The sequence below is a fragment of the Melghirimyces thermohalophilus genome (genome assembly GCF_900102685.1).
GTDB classification, from domain to species: domain Bacteria; phylum Bacillota; class Bacilli; order Thermoactinomycetales; family DSM-45169; genus Melghirimyces; species Melghirimyces thermohalophilus.
Genome location: NZ_FMZA01000013.1, coordinates 1 through 21,708 on the forward strand (window position 1 = coordinate 1; position 21,708 = coordinate 21,708).

Sequence of the window (21,708 nt, forward strand, 5' to 3'; positions counted from 1 at the left end):
CCGGGTTTTTTCCAAGAGTCTACAAAATGGGGGCTTGACCATGACAGGAGGAAGGGGGTTTTTGCTGCCTTTTAACTCCTGTTCAGGGTATGATTTCCTTTGATGTGGGGACAGTAAAAAAAGGTGATGCAGATGAGAAAGCCAAGGGCTCGACGCGAACGCAGGAAAGCAGAAATTCTGAAAAAGAATTCCGAGGAAAAAGTCAACCGGAAAACGGAAGGGGTCCGGGTATTTGAAGATGTTAAAAAGAACGCAAAATATATCAGTGATTTGATGGGAGACAGCAGCGACTTGATCACGCGTTTTTTTACCATTCAGTATACCCCCGATCGAAAGGCGGCCCTGATCGCTTTGGATGGGATGGTCGACTCCACAACCATCGATCAGCATATCCTAAAGCCTCTGATGCGGGAAGGAGAAAAGATCGAAACCAAAATCGATCTGTGGGAGATGACATACAAGAGCCTGGTGGAGGTGGGGGAGAACACCCCTACGGAAAAAATGAAGGTTCTGGTCGAGGCCCTTCTCTCCGGAGATGTGATCCTGTTTATCGATGGATATGCTAAGGGTATGGCAATCGATGCCAAAGGCTGGAAACAGCGGGGGGTGGAGGACCCCCGCTCTGAATCGGTGGTCCGAGGCTCTCGGGAGGGCTTTACAGAAACCCTCCGGGTGGATACGGCGCTGATCCGACGCCGGCTGAAAGATCCCGACCTGCGGCTGAAAGATATGAAGGTGGGGGAACGTACCAAAACCGACGTCACCATCATGCACATCGAGGGCGTGGCAGACGAAAAAATCGTAAAAAAAGTGCAATCCCGCATTGAAAAGATCGATATCGATGGTGTTTTGGAAAGCGGGTATATCGAGGAGATGATCCAGGATACCAACTGGTCGCCTTTTCCGGTGATCCAAAATACGGAGCGCCCAGATGTTGTGGTGGGCCATCTATTGGAAGGGAAGGTGGCGGTGGTGGTGGACGGAACGCCCAACGTGTTGATCATGCCGGCAGTGTTTGCCCAGTTTTACCACAGTGCCGGGGATTACTACGAACAGTATATGATCGCCACCTTTTTACGGTTGCTCCGGTTGTTCGCCTTTTTCATCGCTCTCAGCCTGCCTGCCTTTTATATCGCTTTTATCGCTTTCCACCCTGACATGGTTCCCGGTGATTTGGCGATGGCCATGGCGGCGGGGCGATCGACGGTTCCTTTTCCCTCGATCGTAGAAGCGGTGTTGATGGAGATCAGCGTGGAGATTTTGCGGGAGGCCAGTATCCGGCTGCCGGGGCCGATCGGACCCACCATCGGGATTGTCGGCGCTCTGGTGATCGGTGAATCGTCGGTCAATGCCGGGCTGGTTTCACCGCTGATGGTGATTGTGGTGGCCTTGACCACGATCAGCTCCTACGCCAACCCCAGTTACAACGCGGCCATCTCCCTCCGCCTGATCCGGTTTCCCATGATGATCGCTGCCTCGATTATGGGCTTATATGGGATTATGTTGTTCATGTTGTTGTTGCTCCTCCACCTGATCAAAATCCGCTCCTTCGGCGTTCCCTATCTTTCTCCTTTCAGCCCGCTCCGCTTGTCGGACGTGAAGGATAGTCTGATCCGTGTACCGTGGCCGCTGATGAACAAACGACCGGTGATCTTCAGACCTGGTGACGATTCACGGGAAGGGGGTACATCCCATGGCAAAAGACGGAAACGGCAGTAACCAAGCCGAATTGGATACGATTACCGTATATCAAAGTTTTGCGCTGCTCTTATCCACTATAATGGGGGTGGGCATCCTCGGTCTGCAACGGGGACTGGTGAAGGAATCAGGGCATGACGCGATTTGGATCATCCTGGTAGGGGGCCTCCTGGTCATGCTGTTGGTGTACATCATCACTCGACTGATGGAACGCTTTCCCGGGAAAGCCCTGATGTATCTCGGTATGATCCCGACAGGGGATGACAACCGATTTACATGGACCAAGTGGATGTTCCTGCCTTTTTTGCTGTTGGCGGCTATCTATTTCACAGTGACCACGGGGGTGGTGGTTCGTACTTTTGGTGAAGTGCTGATCAGCGCGGTATTTATGAAGACCCCCTTAGAAGCCACGATTCTATCTTTGCTGGCGGCAAGCATCGTAGTGGCGGCCAACCGCCCGGTGGTAATCGCCCGTTTCAATGAATTTCTGCTGCCTCTGATGTTTCTACCTGTGCCCCTTGTTATCATCAGTCTGGTGCAAAAGGGGGAGTGGTTGAATCTGCTCCCTCTATTTCGGTTGGACTGGAACAGTATGATAAAAGGGGTCTTCTCCTCCCTTTTCGCTTATTCCGGTTTCCTGGTGATTGTCGTCTACATGGCCCGTTATCAGCAGCCGAAAAAAGCGGTGCGACCTCATATTTGGGCGGTCGGTATTGTGGTTTTGATCTACGGTTTTTTGGTGAGCACCGCCATCTCCGTATTCGGCATCTATGAGATACAGCGGCTGCTGTGGCCCACCTTGGAAGAAGTGAAAGTGATCGCCATACCCGGAAAAATTTTTGAACGGCTGGAATCGGGCGTCTTGGCCATCTGGATGTTGGCGGTGTTTACGACGATTATCAACTTGATCGGAGCCCTGGTGGACTTGGTAGTCACCTACTTCAATATCAAAGAGACCCGGCGCAAATGGGTGGCCTGGGGAACCTTGCCCGTGCTTTACAGCATCTCCGTCTGGCCGCCCAACCTGCATACGGTCTTTCAGTGGTCGGACTGGATCGGCATGTATGAATTGGTGCTGGTGCTTTTGTTTATCTTGGTCTTCTCCATCCTTGCCGGGCTCCGGGGAAGAAGAAAGGGGAAAGAAGATGCCTCGTCACCTTCCTCTGTATAAAGCGATCGCTTTGATCCTGTCTCTCTCCTTGGTCAGTGGTTGTTGGGATGCCCGGGAAATTGAGGAGCGGACGGCGGCGGTCGCCGTCGCTTTAGACAAGGTGGGGGACCAGGTGGAGGTTACCGTCGAGATTCCCGATCCGCTCAAAATCTCTGGCGGCGGTGGCGAAGGCAGTGGTGAAGGGGGGGAGGAAGCTGTTCAACTCTTGTCCGGCAAGGGGGATACGGTGACCGATGCCCTTGATGAAATCCAGTTTAAAAGCAATCAGGATCTATTTCTAGGAAACAGTCAGCTGCTTCTGATTGGAGAAGAATTGGCGAGAGCGGGGATCCGGGATGTTCTGGACTCCTTTCGCCGGAATCCGGAAATTCGCCGCAGACAGTGGCCGGTTGTGGTAAAAGGGCGGGCGAAAGAGGCGCTTAAAATAACTCCCAAACTGGAACAGGTCCCGATGGATTACCTGTTAAACATGTTGGAGACCGGGGTGCGTTCTGGACTGTTTCTCAGGGAAGGCCTTAACGATCTTTATGTGGACCTGTCCAGCCCAGGAAAAGAGCCGGTGCTCAACCTGATCGAAGCAGAGAGTGAAAAGGCGAAATGGGTGGGAGGGGCGGTCTTTCATAGGGATCGCTTGGTCGGTTTCCTGGACCAGAAGGAGACCGGTGCTTTGGTTCGGATTCGGCAACAGTTTACAGGCGAAACGCTGAATGCTCCCTGCGGTTCACAGTCCGGCTGGGTTGTGTTTCGGCCGAAGGAGCTGAATCGAAAGGTTAAGATCCAGGAAGTGAAAGGGCGGCCTAAAATCCACACCACCTTAAACATCACCGGGGATATCGTGGAAAAAAATTGTAACATGGATTTCAGCCAGGAACAGGCGATGAAGAAGATCAAAGACTCGATCAAGAAAAGGTTGGAGAAAAGGGCACAAGCGTTGGTCCAGAAGGCACAGCAGGACTTGAAAACGGATATCTTCAACTACGGCAATCGAATTCGGGCTCTCCATCCAGATATGTGGGAGCGAATGGACTGGGATCAGGTATTTCCCCAAGCGGATATCCAGATTTCTTACAAGGTGGAAATCCGCCGAATCGGACTTCAAGCTAGGTAAAACGGGAGGAGATCCTCCCGTTTTCCTTTGGGGGTGATAAAGAGTCGGGTCACAGGAGCCGGGACGGTCGTTTACCGGGGATTAGAGATGCTTTCCGTCTTCAATGGCTTTTCTTTCCGGGGCGGTACTGATATAATAAGGAAAGTTTTGAGGAAATGATTTCACATTCATTTTTTTGGCGTGAATCTCTTAGGTCATGGGGAATCGCAGCGATGGAGGGGAGATAAGGGAGAGCTCTCTTTACCGACGGTGCTTCACCGGAAAGCGGGCCACCTCCTTCAATCATAGGACCCATTGGTCTAAACGCGTTGGCCGCATGAGCCTTGATCGGGAGAATGATTCCCCAAGATGCCCCTGTGGTATAACGGGACCGATTGGACCCGCAATCATTCCGCGGGAACAAGGAAACGTATGGACGCGCCTTTAGGGAATTCGGGCGAAGGATATGGGGCGGAGAAGTATGAGACCTCCTGACGAGGCTTTGCTGTATCCTCTCCCATGCTTTCAGTCTGACAAACATCAAGGGAAAGGAGTCACCGGAATGGAAAAGGCATGGCTTACCCACAGAGGGCGGGTACGTGAGCTTAATGAAGACAGTGTCGGCCTTTTTCAGTCGGCTCACGGGGTGCCCGTGGCTGTGGTGGCGGATGGCATGGGCGGTCATCAGGCCGGTGATGTGGCCAGCCGGACAGCAGTTCGGGTGATCCAGCGCAAGCTTCAAGACCTCCCCCGGGAGGCCGGAACCGACAAATGGAAGGAAGGCATCCTGGGTGCGGTGGAGGCGGCCAACCACGAGCTTTATCAGATGGCGAGCCAGGATAAAGGGTATAAGGGAATGGGAACGACAGTGATCGCTTCCATCCTGGGCCTGGAGGAAGTGGTGCTGGCCCATGTCGGTGACAGCCGCGCCTATCTTTTGCATGACGAGGGGCTCTACCAACTGACGGAAGATCATTCTTTGGTCAATGTCTTGAAAAAACATGGAGAAATTACAGAAGAAGAAGCTCGTGTTCACCCCCAACGAAACGTGATCGTTCGGGCGGTGGGAACCAACGCAGAAGTGGAAGCGGATCTCATTGTCACTCCCTGGTATAAAGGGGATACCTTGTTGGTCTGTTCCGACGGTTTGTACAACATGGTCTCCATCGACGTGATCGGCCAAGTGCTGACATCACCGATTCCTGTCCGCGAACAGGCTGAACGCCTCCTAAAAATGGCCCTGGATGCCGGGGGGACGGATAATATCTCGCTGGTATTGGTTAAAAACGATGGAGCCGAAAAAGAGAAAAGATCATAATCGATGGGAGAGCGAGGTGAGATGCCAGTGGAAGGACGAAAATTGGGCGACCGTTACGAATTGATTGAGCGGGTCGGCGGAGGCGGAATGGCGGTGGTCTACAAAGCGCGGGATGTGCTCTTAAACCGCTATGTTGCCATCAAAGTGCTTAACGAATCCCTCAGTAACGATTCGGAGTTTGTCCGTCGGTTCAGCCGGGAAGCTCAAGCCGCCGCCAGTTTGTCTCATCCCAATGTGGTCAGTGTTTATGATGTTGGGCAGGAAGGGCATACACACTATATTGTGATGGAATACATCGAAGGGCCCACCTTAAAAGAGTACATTCAACAGTACGGGCCGTTGACATCTGAAGAGATAGTTTCCATTGCATCTCAGATATGTGATGCCTTGGCCCACGCCCACGAAAACCAAATCGTCCACCGTGACGTCAAACCCCACAACATCCTGTTGGGTTATAACGGCCGGGCTAAAGTGACCGACTTCGGTATTGCCCGCGCTTCAACTTCATCCACGATTACCCAGGCGGGTTCTGTGATGGGCTCGGTCCACTACTTTTCTCCGGAACAGGCCAGGGGAGGCGTGATCGGGGAGAAGTCGGACATCTATTCTCTCGGGGTGGTTCTCTATGAAATGGTAACGGGGAGGCTGCCCTTTGACGGGGATTCCGCTATCTCCATTGCCATGAAGCATCTGCAGGATCCGGTGGAGAACCCAGCCGAAATCAATTCGGAGGTACCTGAAAGCATCCATCAGATCATTCTGCGTGCCATGGAGAAGGATCCGGATCAGCGGTATCCAACGATTCGGATGATGAAGGCGGATCTGGACGCCGTCTTTCATCACGATCGGGTCGAGGAACCCCCGCTGCGGACCGGTTCAGGGGATACACGCCCCTACGCCGTTGGAGGGGCAGCTGGCGTGTCCGCCTCTGAGGAGCAAACGGTTTCATCCCAACCCTCCGGTCAGGTGGGCGATCAGACGATGGCCAACCTGGAGCGTCTCCGCCACGTCCCTGCCGATAAAGATAAAACCATGTTGGAGCGGACAGTGGTTTGGCTGGAAAATGTTCAGGCCAATATGCCTTGGTGGCAAAAAATTGCCTTCGGGTTGTTTACCCTGTTTGTGATCTTTGCACTGGCCTTGTTCACATTTGATACGGTGATGGGTTGGATGGCCAAAGACGAAGGGAACGGAGTCCCGGAGCAAGGGGGAGAGCAGGGCAGCCTTCAAGATGTGACTGGAAAGACTGTGGCTGAAGCGAAGAATCAGTTACAGGGATACAATGTCACAGTGGAGGAATCGTATAACCCCCAATTTGGTCCCGATGTGGTGGTCAAGCAACAACCGAAGGCAGGAGCCTCCGTTGGTGAAGGGGAATCGATCACCCTGTATGTCAACCCCTCCAATCTGACCCAGGTAGATAAAAATTACGTGGGCGAATTTCAAAGCAGCGTTAGCCGATCCCAGTTCGATATGTCCTGGTATCGCTATCCCGGAAAAAGAAACGGAGAAATTATCGCGCAAAGTCCCAAAAAAGGCCAATATATCCGGCCGGGAGACAAGGTAAAACTTTATATCGTGGATAACGGCCAGGGTAAACCGCTGAGTGAGATTCCAGCAGATGTCCGGAAAGAATGGAATCTTTCGGATTGATATTCGAGGTCTTTTTCATTCATAATGAGAACGAGGCTTTTGGGCCTCGTTCCCTTTACTTTTTCGGAACTTTTAAGGAGGGAAGTTATGCCGGAGGGACAAATCGTACGGGCACTGAGCGGCTTTTTTTATGTGCGGACACCACATAGAGATATCCGGTGCCGGGCGCGCGGTGTGTTCAAAAAAAAGAAGTGGTCCCCCTTGGTGGGAGATTGGGTGACCTATGAAGAGACCGACGCCACGGAAGGGTGGGTGACCCATCTCCATCCGCGGAAAACAGAGCTGGTCCGCCCCCCCATTGCCAATGTGGATCAAGCGGTGGTGATCGGATCTTTTTTAGAACCGAAGGTGCAGTCGGAGCTGTTGGATCGGTTTTTGGTCCATGCTGAACGAGCGGGGTTGGAAACGGTGATCTGTCTGACAAAAAGCGATCTGCTCCCGGATTCTTCGGAAGAGAAAGCCCTGCGGGAGATTTACGAAGCGGCTGATTATCCGGTGCTCATCACCAGTGTTCACACAGGGGAAGGAATCGAAGAGCTGAAACGTGCCCTGAAGAATCGGTTGTCCGTATTCGCCGGCCAGTCGGGAGTGGGAAAATCTTCTCTCTTAAATGCCATTCTTCCCTCCGCCCGTCTGCAAACAGGTGAGGTGAGCCGGAAGTTGGGACGGGGCCGTCATACCACTCGCCACGTGGAGATTCTAGATTTACCCGGGGGTGGGCAGGTGGCCGATACGCCGGGTTTCAGCCAGTTATCCTTTGGGAAAATGGAAGCAACAGAGCTGGGGCGTTGTTTTCCCGAACTGGCCGAACGCGCCTCGGATTGTAAATTTCGGGGGTGCTTGCATAAAAATGAACCCGGTTGCGCAGTAAGGGAGGCACTGACAACGGGAGAAATCAGTGGAACCCGGTATCGCCACTATTTGCAGTTTCTGGAGGAAATCAATGAGCAGCGGAGGTATTGATCATGATTAAAATTGCACCCTCCATTTTATCGTCGGATTTTGGACGCCTGGCTGACGAGATCAAAGAAGTGGAAGCGGCGGGGGCCGATTGGATTCATATCGATGTGATGGACGGCCGGTTTGTCCCCAATATTACCATCGGTCCTTTAATCGTCGAAGCGGTTCGTCCCCAAACCGGTCTCCCGCTGGACGTCCATTTGATGATCGAAGAGCCGGACCGTTACATACCTGCCTTTGCTCGGGCGGGGGCCGACTGGATCTCTGTTCACCAGGAGGCTTGTCCGCATCTAGATCGAACCATTCATCTGATTAAGGAGCACGGGGCTCGTGCCGGCGTCGTACTCAACCCGGCGACACCGGCGGAGGTGTTGAAACCGATTTTACCGGAGTTAGATCTCGTGTTGCTGATGACGGTCAATCCAGGATTTGGCGGACAAGCTTTCATTCCCAGAGTCCTAAAAAAGGTGGAGTCGATCCGGCGGTTGCTGGATCAGGAGGGGCTGTCCGATGTGGAAGTGCAAGTGGATGGGGGTATCAACCCAGAGACGGCGAAAACAGCCGCCAGAGCTGGTGCATCAGTATTTGTCGCTGGATCCGCCGTCTTTGGTAAAGAGGATCGAGAGAAGGCGATCCGTTCCATCCGTTCCGCAGCAGAGACGGGAGCTGCCCGCCGCAGATAAGGAGGAGTGGCCATGCCACGGACACGATTGATGACATTGGTTGAGGTCGCTGTGATGGCGGCGATCGGGGGAATATTGAGCATTTTTCCTGTAATAAAATTGTGGCCACAGGGGGGATCTGTCAGCCTGGTGATGGTTCCTGTCGCGTTGGTGGCCTTTCGAAGAGGTTGGGTAGCAGGTGTGGGTTGTGGACTGTTAGTAGGACTGATCGATTTGATGCTGGGCCCCTTTATCCTTCACCCGGTTCAGGTGTTGCTGGACTACCCGGTCTCTTTTGCAGCCCTCGGCTTGGCAGGTCTTTTCCGTCCCCGGTGGGAGCAAGAACGGTCGGCTCGCTCCCTGGGCAGACGATTGGCTTCGGGGATCGTGCTCGCTGGGTTGGTCCGGTTTATCATCCATTTCATCTCTGGAGTGATCTGGTTTGGTGCCTTTGCTCCCAAGGCATTTTCTCCCGCTCTCTATTCCTTCTTTTACAACATCTCCTATATCTTCCCTGAGGTTTTAGTCACTCTCGTCATCATGTTGTTGTTGACCGTCAAAGCGCCGCGGTTGGTTTTAAAGCCGTGAACCGCTGGGTAATTGTGGCTGGGGGTGATACCAGTGCAGCCGAACTCAGGGAAGTCAAGCAGGAAGATCGGTTGGTCGCGGTGGATGGCGGGGTGATCACCTTGCGCAAAGCCCAGATTCCCTTTCACATCGCCGTGGGGGACTTTGATACGATCGGTCCCGCGGCAGTCGCTGAGCTGAAAGAAAGCGGCGTCCAGGTGGAGGAGCTTCCCCGGGAAAAGGATATGACCGATACCCAGGCGGCCGTGGAGCTAGCGTTGGCAGAAGGGGCTGAGGAGATCTTGATCCTGGGAGCTCTCGGTGGAGCCCGCTTTGATCATTCCCTGGCCAATCTGTTTTTGCTGGAACGGATTCACTCCGCAGGCGCACAGGGGGTCCTCTGCGATCGAAACAATCGTTTGCGTCTGTATATCGGAGATGGTCGTAAAATGGAATTGCCCCGAGGCCGATTCCAATATATTTCGCTGCTGCCTCTCTCGGAACAGGTGGAGGGATTGCATCTGGAAGGTTTTCGCTATCCGCTCTCTGGGGCGACGCTGCTGCGCCGTCACCCGATGGGGATCAGCAATGAATGGGCTGCTCCGGTAGCAAAACTGTCCGCTGTTTCCGGAACGTTGCTGGTGGTGGAAAGCAAGGACTGATTTGGGCGCTCCCCGATTCAGGTTCTAGGCACGAATCGCTCTCTATAGAATATAAATAAGCGACAGGGTGGGACGTTGTCCTTGAACCACAGGGGTGAAGGAGGGATCGGGGTGAAATTCTACACCATTAAACTTCCAAAGTTCCTCGGCGGGATGGTTAAAGCCCTACTGGGTGCCTTCCAGCGTCAAAAGTAAGGGGGGATGGTGTCGGGGCCCGGGTGTTCCCATTATGTTGGACCGGACTGATCCTATTTCATCCGGATCTTATCGCCCGGGGACTCCGGCGAGTCTGCCTCTCGAGGAGATGGTGGGGGTCCACAGTTGATGGCAGGGGGGATCGGTCGCAGCTGCGGCCGTCTTTGTATACTATAAAAAAAACACCCTTTTCGGGTGTTTTTTCCTGCTTTACCCGGCCGTTACTCAGACACGGGTCACTTTTCCGGATTTGAGCGCTTTCGTGCTGACATAAACGCGTTTCGGTTTACCGTCAACTAAGATCCGAACTTTTTGGACGTTGGCTCCCCATTTGCGACGGCTTTTGCGGTTGGAGTGGCTCACCTTGTTGCCGGCGTGACCATCTTTGCCGGTGATGTAGCAACGACGTGCCATCTGGTCCACCTCCTTGGATGTTAATCGGATCCGCAGCGGAGTTCGCTCCGCCTCTTCTCTTTTTTGCCCGCTGAATGGAAGACATCCGTGAGCAAAACACTAAATCATTGTAGCACAGGGGATATTTCCTTGCAAGAATGGGAGGGCTTGAGTATCATAAGTGTGTCTGCTTTCTTTCCATATGGCGTTATTGTACAATAACCGTAATAAGCGAGGATACCTCTTTCAGGGAGGAATACCATGACTCACGATGTATCCACCCAATTGGGACAAATTGAAGTATCAAACGAAGTGATCGCAACCGTTGCCGGCGTTGCCGCGATGGATTGCTACGGCCTGGTGGGAATGGCATCCCGCAAGCAGTTGAAAGACGGGATTGCCGAACTGCTCGGCCGCGAAAACTGGAGCAGAGGCATAGAAGTTCGCAGTGATGAAGACGGAATGGAGATCGATATGCACATCATTGTGGGATACGGTACCAAGATCTCCGAAGTGGCCCACAATGTGCAATCGAAGGTGAAGTACACCCTGGATCAGATGGTTGGCCTCAACATCAGTCGAGTCAACATTTTTGTCCAAGGTGTCCGTTTGGTGAGTGAAGAGTAAGGGGGACCACTGTTGGAACAGATCGATGCACAATTATTTCTGAGGATGGTCCGGGCAGGGACGGACCGGTTGAACAACAACGTAGAGCAAGTGAACGCACTCAATGTATTTCCCGTCCCCGACGGCGACACCGGTACCAATATGAATCTCACCCTGACCTCCGGATTGGAGGAGATGGAGAAACAGGCGGCAGCCGATGAGGTGGGAAAGCTGGCAGAAGCGCTTTCCAAGGGGTTGCTCATGGGCGCCCGCGGAAACTCGGGTGTGATCCTGTCCCAGCTTTTCCGAGGTTTTGGAAAAGGCGTGGCAGAATATACCCAACTCACCGCTCGTCAATTTGCGGACGGATTGAAACAGGGGATGGAAACGGCCTACAAAGCGGTGATCAAGCCGGTTGAAGGAACCGTTTTAACCGTGGCCCGGGAGGCAGCGGAAAAGGGGGTAGCCGTTTCCCGTCAATCGGATAAGTTGACGGATGTGATGGAAGCCGTACTGGAGCAGGCTCGTGTATCTCTCGACCGGACTCCGGAACAGCTCCCTGTCCTCAAGCAGGCCAATGTGGTTGACGCCGGCGGGCAAGGACTCGTCTTAATCTACGAAGGGTTTTTAGCGGCGTTGACTGGGGAAGAGGTGGTTTCTCCGGTGGCACAGCCTGTTAACAAGGCCGCCGATTTGGATCGCCTCAGTGACATCGCTCACGAACAGAGCGCTCAGTCTCATTTTGAGACCGGTGATATCGAGCACGGTTACTGCACGGAATTTATCGTTAAACTGGATCCGGCCAAAGTGGAGAAGACCCCCTTCTCCGAGGAGAATTTTCGCGAGGATATGGGACGTTTCGGCGACTCCCTGCTCGTCGTCGCTGACGATGATCTGGTGAAAATCCATATTCATGCGGAATATCCGGGAGAGGCGATGACCTATGCCCAGCAGTATGGGGAATTGACCCGTATCAAGATCGATAACATGCGGGAACAACACTCCACTATTCTGGAATCGGAGGGCGAGAAGGAGTCTCCTGCACCGACGGATGCGAAACCATATGGACTGGTTGCAGTGGCCGTGGGTGATGGAGTGGCAGAAATATTCCGAAGCTTGGGCGTTGACTCGGTGATTCAGGGTGGACAAACCATGAATCCCAGTACGGAAGAGATTGTCCAAGCAGTAAAAAACCTTCATGCCGAACATATTTTGGTGCTGCCCAACAATAAAAACATTATCATGTCCGCTGAGCAGGTGGGCAATCTGGTGGATGTGCCGGTAACAGTCCTGCCGACACGCACCATTCCCCAGGGACTGGCCGCTTTGCTCTCCTTTAACGCCGAGGAAGAGCCGGAGGTAAACCGTGATCGGATGATGAGCAGCGCACACGGTGTCCAATCTGGCGAGGTCACCTATGCGGTCCGGGATTCTCAGTATGACGGCGGAGAGATCGAGGAAGGGGATTACCTCGGGATCTGGGACGGAAACATCTCCGTCGCCGGTAAAACCTTAACCGACGTTTCCCGGGACCTCTTGACGCAAATGGTGTCGGACGAGGCGGATGTGGTGACCATTCTCTACGGAGAAGATGTGATGGAAGATCAATTGCAGGAGATCACGCGGTTTTTGGAACAGCAATTTCCCGATGTGGAATGTGAAATCCATTATGGCGGACAGCCGCTTTACTACTTCTTTTTTTCGGTTGAATAACTAATAAACGGGGGTGTACCGATGGGGAAAGTTCAGGTGATTACGGACAGCACGGCGGACATTCCCAAGGACCTCGTCGAAGAGCTGGGGATTTCAATCGTGCCTTTGAAAGTTCATTTGGGTAACGAATCGTTTTTGGACAGCATCAACATCACCCCGGCTGAGTTTTATCAACGACTGCAGCAAGCGGAAGAGATGCCGACCACCTCTCAGCCATCTCCGATCGATTTTGTCGAGGTGTATCGGGAGGCGGCTAAGGACGGAGAGACGGACATTTTGTCCATTCACCTCTCTTCCAGTCTCAGCGGAACCTTTCAGTCAGCGCTGTTGGCGCAGTCCATGGTGGAAGATGAATTTAAGGTCACGGTGATTGATTCCAAGACCGCTTCCTTCGGGATCGGTATGATTGTCGTGGAGGTGGCCCGGGCAGCCAAAGAAGGGAAATCCCTGGACGAGTGCGTGGCCATCGCCCAGCGGATGATCGAAAACCATCAGGTGTATTTTTTGGTCGATACCCTGGAATACCTTCAAAAAGGCGGGCGAATTGGAAAAGCTTCCGCTTTGGTTGGCTCCCTCTTGAATATCAAGCCGATCTTGTCGATCAATTCGGAGGGGGAAGTTTGTCCCAAAGATAAGGCTCGCGGGAAAAACAAAGCGACCGGTCGCGTTTTCGACTTGTTGAAGCAGGACGCCCCCAACGGGTTAGAGAGGGTGGCGGTCTTGTATTCCAACAACCGGGAGGAAGCGGACACATGGGTGGCTCGTATCAAGGACGAGTTTGAGATGGATCAGGTTTATCTTGCGGAGATCGGGCCGGTGATCGGCGCCCACGCGGGACCGGGCACCCTAGCAATTATCTCTTTGCCCAAAGAGTCCTGATCTCAGACAGTTCATGGTGGCAAGGGGGGAACGTGGTTGAAATATCGGTCTGTTTTTGACATTATCGGTCCGGTTATGATAGGACCCTCAAGTTCCCATACAGCGGGGGCCGCCCGCATCGGGCAAGTGGCCCGCACACTGTTCGGCCGTAAACCCCGGCAGGTGACCGTTACGCTATACGGTTCCTTCGCTAAAACGCATCAGGGTCATGGCACGGATATCGCCATTGCTGGCGGACTGCTCAACTATGATACCCATGACGAACGGATCGTTCATGCCTTGGAGACCGCACGAGAACAAGGGATGGAAATCACTTGGATCGAGTCAGAGGAAGTGCCGGAGCATCCCAATACAGCACGGCTCCGCCTGGAAGATGAACAGGGGGAGATGGAAGTGGTCGGGATCTCAGTCGGTGGTGGAAAGATCGAGATCGTAGAGCTGAACGGATTTGAATTGAAACTGTCCGGCAGCGCTCCGGCTCTGTTGGTAACTCACCACGATCGATATGGTGCTGTGGCCAAGGTGGCGACTGTTTTGGCTGACCAACGGATCAATATCGGTTATATGCAGGTTTCGCGCAAACAAAAAGGCTCAGAAGCATTGATGATCATCGAGACCGACCAACACGTGCCCATCGCTGTTCAGGAGCAACTGTCCGCCTTGCCGGAGATCACTGGGGTAACAGTTCTCTGATTATACAAATTCAGTCCGCCGGTTTCTTAGGGGGTCACCCGGAACCGGCGGTTTTTTACAGGTTCGATTCAACCCGTTATGATAAAATGACCTCGAAGCATTGTGAAGCGCTTTCATTTGAGGAGATTTTTCAGGTGGAAAAGGAGAGTCGGTAACCATGAATTTCACAAGCGTCAGCGAGTTGGTGGAGTTGGCAGAATCGAAAGGTCTTCCGATTTCAGAAGTAATGATTCAAAAAGAGATGGAATGGATGGATCGCACCAGGGATGAAGTGTTTGGACAGATGGAAGAGAATCTAGCCATTATGGAAAAGGCTGTCCAGAAGGGTCTCCATGAAGAAATCCACTCCTCCAGTGGTCTGTCCGGGGGAGATGCACAAAAAATTCGCAGATATATCCAGGAATCCAGTGTTCTTTTATCCGGAGCGGACGTGTTGGACACCGTCTCTCGCTCCATGTCCGTGTCAGAAGTGAATGCGTCCATGGGGACGATTGTGGCTACACCGACAGCGGGAGCTTGCGGGGTTTTGCCGGGGTGTGTTTTTACGGCAGCAAATCGCTTGAGGGCCGACCGGGAAGCGATGGTCCGGGCACTATTCGTCAGTGGAGCCATCGGTTACTGCATCGCCAACAATTCCTTTATTTCGGGAGCCGCCGGCGGTTGTCAGGCGGAGGTTGGATCGGCGACAGCGATGAGTGCGGCGGCGGTGGTTGAGATGGCTGGTGGATCCCCTTCCCAGTCGGCGGAAGCGGTGGCGATCGCCCTGAAGAATATGCTGGGCCTGGTCTGTGATCCGGTGGCGGGACTGGTGGAGGCACCTTGTGTCAAACGGAATGCGATGGGCGGAGCGATCGCCATGGTGGCTGCCGATTTGGCCATGGCCGGGGTTACCAGTGTGATCCCTGCCGATGAGGTGATCGGGGCGATGTATCGCATCGGACGCGATATGCCGACCAGTTTGAAAGAAACTGCGTTGGGGGGATTAGCGGCTACTCAAACTGGGCGTGAATGGGAGCGCCGGATTTTTGGGAAGCCGGAAAAGGAATGATAGACTTAGCGCATACTCCTGTCACCTCTGTCCCGGGAGTGGGTCCCAAACGGGCAGAGGAGCTGAAAAAGTTGGAAATTGAAAGTGTTGCCGATCTGCTAGGGTACTTCCCCTACCGATACGATGACTTTCGCGTGGTCGATGTGGCGGAAGCCGTTCACGATACAAAGGTGACCCTGAAGGGATCGATTTACGGAACACCGTCGATCCGTTGGTACGGAAGGAAAAAGTCCCGGTTAACCGCCCGCATCGACGTCAACGGTGTCTATGTGAAGGTGGTTTGGTTTAACCAGGCCTTTCTCAAAAAAAAGATGAAAACTGGAGAGACGGTGGTGGTTTCCGGCAAATGGGATGCCCACCGCCTGCAGCTGACGGCAGACCGGACGTGGTTCGGGCAGGAAAGCGAAAAACATGTGGGACGGCTGGAACCGGTTTATTCGGTTACCAGTTCGCTTTCTGTATCCTGGCTACGAAAGACGATTTACGGGGCTTTTGCGGCCTTCGGGCGGGAGATTGAAGAAGTGCTGCCACAGAAGCTGCGATCACGCTACCGCCTGCTGGACCGAGCACGGGCCATGTACTATCTTCATTTCCCGAAAGGAAGGGAGGAAGGGGTACAGGCTCGGCGGCGGATGGTGTATGAGGAGCTTTTCCTTTACGAATTGAAGCTCTTGTGGCATCGGAAACAGGAGAAAGCGGCGGATAAGGGAATGACTCGTCGGTTGGATCACGAGAAGCTGGATCGTTTTATCGAATCGCTTCCTTTCCCCCTGACCGGGGCACAGCGACGTGTGGTGGAGGAAATTGTGCGCGATATGGCCGATGAAAGTCGGATGAACCGGTTGCTGCAGGGGGATGTCGGCTCAGGGAAAACGGTGGTTGCCGCCATCGCTTTATATGCCAACTGGTTAAGCGGTTTTCAGGGAGCAATGATGGTTCCCACAGAAATTTTGGCCGAACAGCACCTGCGCTCTTTAAAAGAACTGCTCGCTCCGACGGGAATGAACATGATCCTTTTAACTGGCGGAATGAAAGCAAAGGAAAAACGGGAAGCCTTGTCACAAATTCAGATGGGATTGGCGGACGTGGTGGTGGGGACTCATGCGCTGATCCAGGAGGATGTGATTTATCGATCCTTAGGCCTGGTCATCACCGACGAACAGCATCGGTTTGGAGTCCGACAGCGCAGTAAACTGCGGGAAAAGGGGGAAACTCCTGATGTGTTACATATGACAGCCACTCCGATTCCGCGAACCTTGGCCATCACTGCTTACGGGGACATGGATGTTTCCGTCATTGACGAGATGCCTGCTGGTAGACAGCCGGTGGAAACCTATTGGGTAAAAAGTGACGTTTGGTCCCGTGTCGTGGAATTTATCGGGAAGGTTTGCCGTACAGGGCGTCAGGCGTATGTGATCTGTCCGCTGATTGAGGAATCGGAGAAGTCGGATCTACAAAATGCCCAGGCTGTATTTGAGGAGATTGCCGAGGAGTTGGCGCCGATCCGAGTCGGCCTGCTACACGGCCGGATGAGTCCCGCTGAAAAAGATGAAGTGATGCGCAGTTATGCTGCTAAGGAAATTCAAATATTGGTTTCCACCACTGTCGTGGAAGTGGGGGTCAATGTTCCCAACGCTACCGTTATGGTGATCTATGACGCTGATCGTTTTGGCCTGGCTCAACTGCACCAACTGCGGGGTCGGGTGGGACGGGGCGGGGGTCAAGCCACCTGCGTGTTGGTGGCAGATCCCCGTTCGGAAACCGGCATTGAACGGATGCGGGTGATGTGTGAGACGACGGATGGCTTTGAAATCTCCCAAAAGGACTTGGAATTGCGGGGGCCGGGTGAATTTTTCGGCGTCAAGCAGAGCGGTTTGCCGGAATTTAAAGTGGCGGATTTGCTGGAGGACTTTAAGGTGTTGGAATTGGCCCGGGCCGACGCAGCTGAGATCCTGGAGGCGACGGATTGGGAGGAAGCCCCTGAATACCGCCCGCTCAGGGAGTATCTGGACCGCTTTCAAAAAGAGCAGGCTAAATTTGATTAAACAAGTTTTAAAAGTCATCTACCGACATATATTGATGTTGTGAATGATAAACCCGGAGGAGTAGGGGTCCTCCGGGTCTTCAGGGGATTTGTGTCAGCCCTGCTGGTTATAAGTGGGGGCTTTTTTTTCGACTTTTTCTTTTGTATTTGTGACCGTAACGCTGCGATAGCTGCATCAACGTTTCAAACATCCTTACGACCGCAGAGAAGAGCAGGATCCATCTCTCCACGTTCGTACCCTCCTTTCCAACCAGGCTCCGATGGAAACAAGCCAACCTTTTCAACGGGCAACATTTTTAGTCAGACCATCGGGTCGGGGAGGAGTTGGTTGTTGATCGATGCTTCGCAGGTTATTCGTACCATAGTGAAATCCGTTAAGCAAAACAGGATGTCCTGTAAAAAGTAGGCAGTTGGCCTAAATCTAATATATCAGAAAGACCTAATTTTGTAAATACATAGAAAAAAATGGACCATGAAGTTCTTTTGTCATTATGTGAATAAGTTTCTGTTGAAGGCAACCCGATGTCAATCGTCGCATCAGTCGGATATTCAGCCGCATAGAAATAAGATGGAGAATCGATGGAGGTGGACAGATTGAACGGGAAGCGAAGGTTGTTTAAAGAAGTCGTCCAGGCTGTGAACCAAACATTGGGGCGAAAGGCGGTTACTGAAGAACGGATTAACCAGTTGGTGAAAGAAACCAAGCGCATCCGGCAAGCACGGGGTACGATGGCTTTGCTTCAGTACCTGACGCATATGAAAGAGCAATTGTTTACACCGGCGGAGCTGGAACGGTTGAAAAAGTCTCCAAAACAAAGGGAATTTTCATTTCGAATGCTGGACCTGTTGGTTCATGAGCATGTAATCACCCCCAGAGAGGCTCAGATGCTGAAACGGATGGTTCCTTAATCCAAATTTTAGGCGGTGGTTTAGGCAGTTGCCGGGGACAGGCAAAAAGGTTGGGACATATGGTATCAGTGTACGGTATCCCAGGCTATGCCAGCCTTGAAAGGAGGAGACCATCCCTTGAAAAAACGATCGAAACGGACCTCCGTATCCAAATCCCAGGACATGAAGCGCTGGAAATGGTTGAAAAACAAGGTGAATCAATTGTCCGAACGGCTGCCGCAGGATCCGCCTTTCCCCCAGGGTTCGCCGGAGGAACCGGAAAGCTTCCGCCGATCCCAGGATGCGATGAGCAGAAACGATGGTCCTGATTGGCCGCCAGGTTTTGATGGAGGTTTCGGATTTATGGATGTACCCATCGGGCCGCCTCCGCGCATGGATGAACGCTCACCGGGTCGGACCGAAGAAAGGTCTCGCGGGGAACAGGGACCGCGCCGCGACGATTGGTGGGATGGACCGATGGAGTGGAGCCCCCAGGAGGAGACACCCCCGCAAGGGTCCGGAAATTCGCGCAGCAACCGTGCCAGGTCTTCGCCGCAGACGGAAAGTCCGCAACGTTTCACGGAAGAGTGGGATGAACCGGAAGAGGATGCTTCCGGAAAGCATCTGTCCCATCATCGGGACTGGGAAGATCTCCCTACCATGTTTGACGAAACCGAAACCCTGGACAGTTCCAACTTCCGGCGGAGAAGGCGCCAAACCAGAAAAAGATGATAAACATGTAAAATGTGGTTCCTGCGGAAAATTTACCCGCAGGTTTCGTTTTTTAAACATAAAAAAAGACCTGCGGATAAAAAATCCGTCAGGTCCATGGGATCCTCCTTTAAAAGGGGGATCCTGAATGGGAGAGGAGAAACCGGAGGAAGAGCTTATGGGGAAACGTAAGTCTTCTCCGCGGTTTGACAGCATCTCCCGACGCCGTCATCCCTATCATTGCCTTTATATCTTGAAATATACATTTGCTGCGATATTTTTTTGGAACGCTTTCATTTCCATGTTGCCAGGCTTTGTGATAGGATAAAAAATGTTTACATCAGGACAAGCAGGTGTCGATATGAGAATTATCGCCGGAGAAGCGAAAGGCGTTCGGCTCCGGTCTGTTCCGGGCTTGCAGGTTCGCCCGACAACGGACCGGGTAAAGGAATCGTTATTTCAGATCATCGGACCATATTTTGACGGAGGAAAAGCGCTCGATCTGTTTGCGGGCAGCGGTTCCCTGGGGCTAGAGGCCCTTAGCCGCGGTGCGGAGGAAGCGATCTTCGTCGATCGTGCCCGTGCCAGCGTGGACACGGTGCGGTACAACCTGAGATCGGCAGGTTTGGACCAGCGAGGGAAGGTGTTTCGCCGGGATGCCCGTGCGGCGCTTCGCACGCTGGCCCGGCAGAGGGCACGCTTTCATCTCATCTTTCTCGATCCTCCTTATCAGGAAAGGATTCTTTCCCCTATCCTTACCGCTATCGCTGAGCAAGACTTGTTGGAAACAGGTGGGGTGATGGTGGCGGAACACGGGAAAGATAGGAATTTGCCGCTTCAGGTGCATTCATTGGTCCGTTTTCGGAATCTTAATTACGGAGACACCGTGCTCGATTTATACAGTCGGGACTCATGAGATGTTTTAGGAGGTGACGAAATTTGAAATTGGCAGTTTACCCAGGAAGTTTTGATCCGGTGACCAACGGCCATCTGGACATTGTGAAAAGAGGAGCTCAAGTCTTTGATCATGTGGTGGTGGCGGTTTTACACAACGCCCAGAAGAAGCCGCTTTTCTCCGTGGAGGAAAGAAAGGAACTGATTCGGCAATCGACGCAGGGGATGACCAATGTGGAAGTGGACAGCTTTGACGGCTTGTTGATCGATTATGTCCACGGATTAAATGCCAATGTGATCATTCGCGGGCTGCGAGCTGTCTCCGATTTTGAATACGAGTTACAGTTTGCTTCCATGATGCGGAAATTGGATCCTGAGGTGGAAACACTGTTTATGATGACCAATAATCAGTACTCCTTCCTCAGTTCTGGGATTGTCAAAGAGGTAGCCTCCGGCGGAGGCGATGTAAAAGGGCTGGTGCCTGAGGTTGTGGAAAAAGCGATGAGCGAAAAGTACCGACGTTAAAAAACCCGATGTTGTCATCGGGTTTTTCCATATCGGAATATCATCCGTCACAGGGAATTTGTTCGAAAGCGGTTGAAAAACCGGACCAGTAACCCCAGCATCATCAGAATACCGAGAAGTAGGATGGCCCGCCACCCCAGAAAGGAGATACGTTCGGCTATCCCGTGCCAACCGGTATCGGGGAGTTCACGGAAAAAGGCGGGAATGGAAGCGTTGGAATAACGGATGTAGTTGGAGACCGGATTCCAGAGAAGGAGCGTGATCCACCCGGCGAGAAATCCATGGATCAAACGGGCCGTAAGATAAGGCGTGTAGCGGATATCGGTTTTGCTCAGGATGCTGGCCACCTGGGAATGGACGGATAAGCCGCTCCAAGCGGTAACCGCACTGACAATGGCGATCTTATACGCCATATTGATGCTGTTGGGAACTTGGCTAGCTACCTGTGCGCCCAGTGTGATTTCAAAGGTGCCGGAAATCACCGCCGGCGCCAATTCCACCGGAAACTGAAGCATGGAGAGAATCCCGCTGATGATCGCTGATAAAATTACCATGACTCCCGCCTCATTTAGCACTTCTATGACGACGGAGAACATAATCATGAAACCACCGACCATCAGCAGGGTGTTGATGGAGGAGGTGGTGGCATCTCCCATCAATTCCCCGAAACCACGACCGTCTTTCATGCGGGCTTTGTGCATTTCCCGGAATGCGCGGATCAGGATAAAGTTGGATTCTCTCTCTGGTGGAGGGGTGGCAGCCCCGCCTGGATCGTGAAACCGCATGATAAAGCCCAACAACAGGCTGGATACGTAATGGGTGATAGCGATGATGACACCTAAGGAGACATCGTGAAAAAAACCGACGGCGACCGCACCAAACATGAACAAGGGATCCGCTGTGTTGGCAAAGGAGACGAGACGTTCTCCTTCGGACCGGGAGATCAGCTCCTGTTCACGCAGCCGGGCGGTCAGCTTGGCCCCGATCGGGTAACCGGATGCCAATCCCATGGCCACCACAAAGGCTCCTACACCAGGTAACCGGAAGAGGGGACGCATGAGCGGCTCCAGCAGGATACCGAGGAAATGAACCACGCCGAACCCCATCAAAATTTCCGATGCGATAAAAAAGGGTAACAGCGCAGGAAACACGACGTCCCACCAAATTTTAAGTCCTTTCAGCGATGAATTGAAGGCTTGTTCCGGGTACATGATCAGGGAAACCACGAGAAATAAGGCGATCGCCCCCATGATCAGGGAACGAATATGACTTCGGAGGACAGGGTTTTTCGGGCTCATTCAAATCCTCCCGTTCATCAACCGGATTTTGATAACATGTCTA

The 21,708-nt window shown here is 52.9% G+C and carries 22 protein-coding genes; 20 read left to right on the plus strand and 2 right to left on the minus strand.

From position 1 onward, the window contains the following. Positions 1-132: 132 nt before the first annotated feature. The 10 genes from BLP91_RS10485 to spoVM all read left to right on the plus strand — a co-directional run bounded on the left by BLP91_RS10485 (position 133) and on the right by spoVM (position 9,973). Entirely contained in the window at positions 133-1,719 is a 1,587-nt protein-coding gene (locus BLP91_RS10485; RefSeq protein WP_245662233.1) for a spore germination protein, read from the plus strand. After that, entirely contained in the window at positions 1,694-2,869 is a 1,176-nt protein-coding gene (locus BLP91_RS10490; protein WP_091570597.1) for a GerAB/ArcD/ProY family transporter, read from the plus strand. The genes BLP91_RS10485 and BLP91_RS10490 overlap by 26 nt, the downstream gene beginning before the upstream one ends. Beyond that, a complete protein-coding gene (locus tag BLP91_RS10495; RefSeq protein WP_176757940.1) occupies positions 2,844-3,977 on the plus strand; it encodes a Ger(x)C family spore germination protein in 1,134 nt (377 codons plus the stop codon). Before BLP91_RS10490 ends, BLP91_RS10495 begins: the two co-directional genes overlap by 26 nt. A gap of 541 nt (positions 3,978-4,518) precedes the next feature. Continuing rightward, positions 4,519-5,274: a Stp1/IreP family PP2C-type Ser/Thr phosphatase gene (locus BLP91_RS10500; protein ID WP_176757941.1), complete on the plus strand. Its 756-nt coding sequence runs from the start codon at positions 4,519-4,521 to the stop codon at positions 5,272-5,274. Between the two features lie 27 nt (positions 5,275-5,301). Continuing rightward, a complete protein-coding gene (gene pknB / locus BLP91_RS16405; protein WP_425412213.1) occupies positions 5,302-6,927 on the plus strand; it encodes a Stk1 family PASTA domain-containing Ser/Thr kinase in 1,626 nt (541 codons plus the stop codon). Positions 6,928-7,014: 87 nt separating this feature from the next. Next, on the plus strand, positions 7,015-7,890 hold the full coding sequence (gene rsgA, locus BLP91_RS10510) for a ribosome small subunit-dependent GTPase A (RefSeq protein WP_091570603.1): 876 nt from the start codon (positions 7,015-7,017) through the stop codon (positions 7,888-7,890). A gap of 2 nt (positions 7,891-7,892) precedes the next feature. Beyond that, a complete protein-coding gene (gene rpe, locus BLP91_RS10515; protein ID WP_091570606.1) occupies positions 7,893-8,570 on the plus strand; it encodes a ribulose-phosphate 3-epimerase in 678 nt (225 codons plus the stop codon). 12 nt (positions 8,571-8,582) lie between these two features. After that, the gene (gene thiT / locus BLP91_RS10520) at positions 8,583-9,137 is read left to right on the plus strand and encodes an energy-coupled thiamine transporter ThiT (RefSeq protein ID WP_091570609.1); all 555 of its coding nucleotides are present in this window, start codon (positions 8,583-8,585) and stop codon (positions 9,135-9,137) included. Next, complete coding sequence (locus BLP91_RS10525; protein ID WP_091570611.1) at positions 9,134-9,778, plus strand: thiamine diphosphokinase; 645 nt, start codon at positions 9,134-9,136, stop codon at positions 9,776-9,778. The genes thiT and BLP91_RS10525 overlap by 4 nt, the downstream gene beginning before the upstream one ends. Before the next feature lie 111 nt (positions 9,779-9,889). Continuing rightward, positions 9,890-9,973 carry a stage V sporulation protein SpoVM gene (gene spoVM / locus BLP91_RS16410; protein WP_143003533.1) on the plus strand — a complete coding sequence of 28 codons (84 nt, stop codon included), beginning with the start codon at positions 9,890-9,892 and terminating at the stop codon, positions 9,971-9,973. Positions 9,974-10,198: 225 nt separating this feature from the next. Here spoVM and rpmB read toward each other — a convergent pair whose 3' ends face one another. Continuing rightward, positions 10,199-10,387 (minus strand): 50S ribosomal protein L28, encoded by a 189-nt coding sequence (rpmB, locus tag BLP91_RS10535; protein WP_091570617.1) that lies wholly within the window; start codon positions 10,385-10,387, stop codon positions 10,199-10,201. A 240-nt stretch (positions 10,388-10,627) separates the two neighbouring features. On the opposite strand from rpmB, the gene BLP91_RS10540 reads away from it, so the two are divergent. The 10 genes from BLP91_RS10540 to coaD all read left to right on the plus strand — a co-directional run bounded on the left by BLP91_RS10540 (position 10,628) and on the right by coaD (position 20,367). After that, complete coding sequence (locus tag BLP91_RS10540; RefSeq protein ID WP_091570619.1) at positions 10,628-10,993, plus strand: Asp23/Gls24 family envelope stress response protein; 366 nt, start codon at positions 10,628-10,630, stop codon at positions 10,991-10,993. Between the two features lie 45 nt (positions 10,994-11,038). Next, positions 11,039-12,685: a DAK2 domain-containing protein gene (locus tag BLP91_RS10545; protein ID WP_091570853.1), complete on the plus strand. Its 1,647-nt coding sequence runs from the start codon at positions 11,039-11,041 to the stop codon at positions 12,683-12,685. Between the two features lie 21 nt (positions 12,686-12,706). Then, positions 12,707-13,564, plus strand: coding sequence for a DegV family protein (locus BLP91_RS10550; protein WP_091570623.1), 858 nt, complete (start codon positions 12,707-12,709; stop codon positions 13,562-13,564). Positions 13,565-13,600: 36 nt separating this feature from the next. Next, positions 13,601-14,257, plus strand: coding sequence for an L-serine ammonia-lyase, iron-sulfur-dependent subunit beta (gene sdaAB, locus BLP91_RS10555; protein ID WP_091570625.1), 657 nt, complete (start codon positions 13,601-13,603; stop codon positions 14,255-14,257). 157 nt (positions 14,258-14,414) lie between these two features. Further along, positions 14,415-15,305, plus strand: coding sequence for an L-serine ammonia-lyase, iron-sulfur-dependent, subunit alpha (sdaAA, locus tag BLP91_RS10560; protein WP_091570628.1), 891 nt, complete (start codon positions 14,415-14,417; stop codon positions 15,303-15,305). Beyond that, entirely contained in the window at positions 15,302-17,350 is a 2,049-nt protein-coding gene (recG, locus tag BLP91_RS10565; protein ID WP_091570856.1) for an ATP-dependent DNA helicase RecG, read from the plus strand. Before sdaAA ends, recG begins: the two co-directional genes overlap by 4 nt. Positions 17,351-17,928: 578 nt before the next feature. Continuing rightward, on the plus strand, positions 17,929-18,258 hold the full coding sequence (locus BLP91_RS10570) for a hypothetical protein (protein WP_091570631.1): 330 nt from the start codon (positions 17,929-17,931) through the stop codon (positions 18,256-18,258). A gap of 117 nt (positions 18,259-18,375) precedes the next feature. Continuing rightward, on the plus strand, positions 18,376-18,969 hold the full coding sequence (locus BLP91_RS10575) for a hypothetical protein (protein ID WP_091570633.1): 594 nt from the start codon (positions 18,376-18,378) through the stop codon (positions 18,967-18,969). 340 nt (positions 18,970-19,309) lie between these two features. Next, positions 19,310-19,864 (plus strand): 16S rRNA (guanine(966)-N(2))-methyltransferase RsmD, encoded by a 555-nt coding sequence (gene rsmD / locus BLP91_RS10585; protein WP_091570639.1) that lies wholly within the window; start codon positions 19,310-19,312, stop codon positions 19,862-19,864. A gap of 23 nt (positions 19,865-19,887) precedes the next feature. Then, a complete protein-coding gene (gene coaD / locus BLP91_RS10590; RefSeq protein ID WP_091570642.1) occupies positions 19,888-20,367 on the plus strand; it encodes a pantetheine-phosphate adenylyltransferase in 480 nt (159 codons plus the stop codon). A 47-nt stretch (positions 20,368-20,414) separates the two neighbouring features. Here the strand turns inward: coaD and ylbJ are convergent, their stop codons facing one another. After that, on the minus strand, positions 20,415-21,665 hold the full coding sequence (gene ylbJ, locus BLP91_RS10595; RefSeq protein ID WP_091570646.1) for a sporulation integral membrane protein YlbJ: 1,251 nt from the start codon (positions 21,663-21,665) through the stop codon (positions 20,415-20,417). Positions 21,666-21,708: the final 43 nt, after the last annotated feature.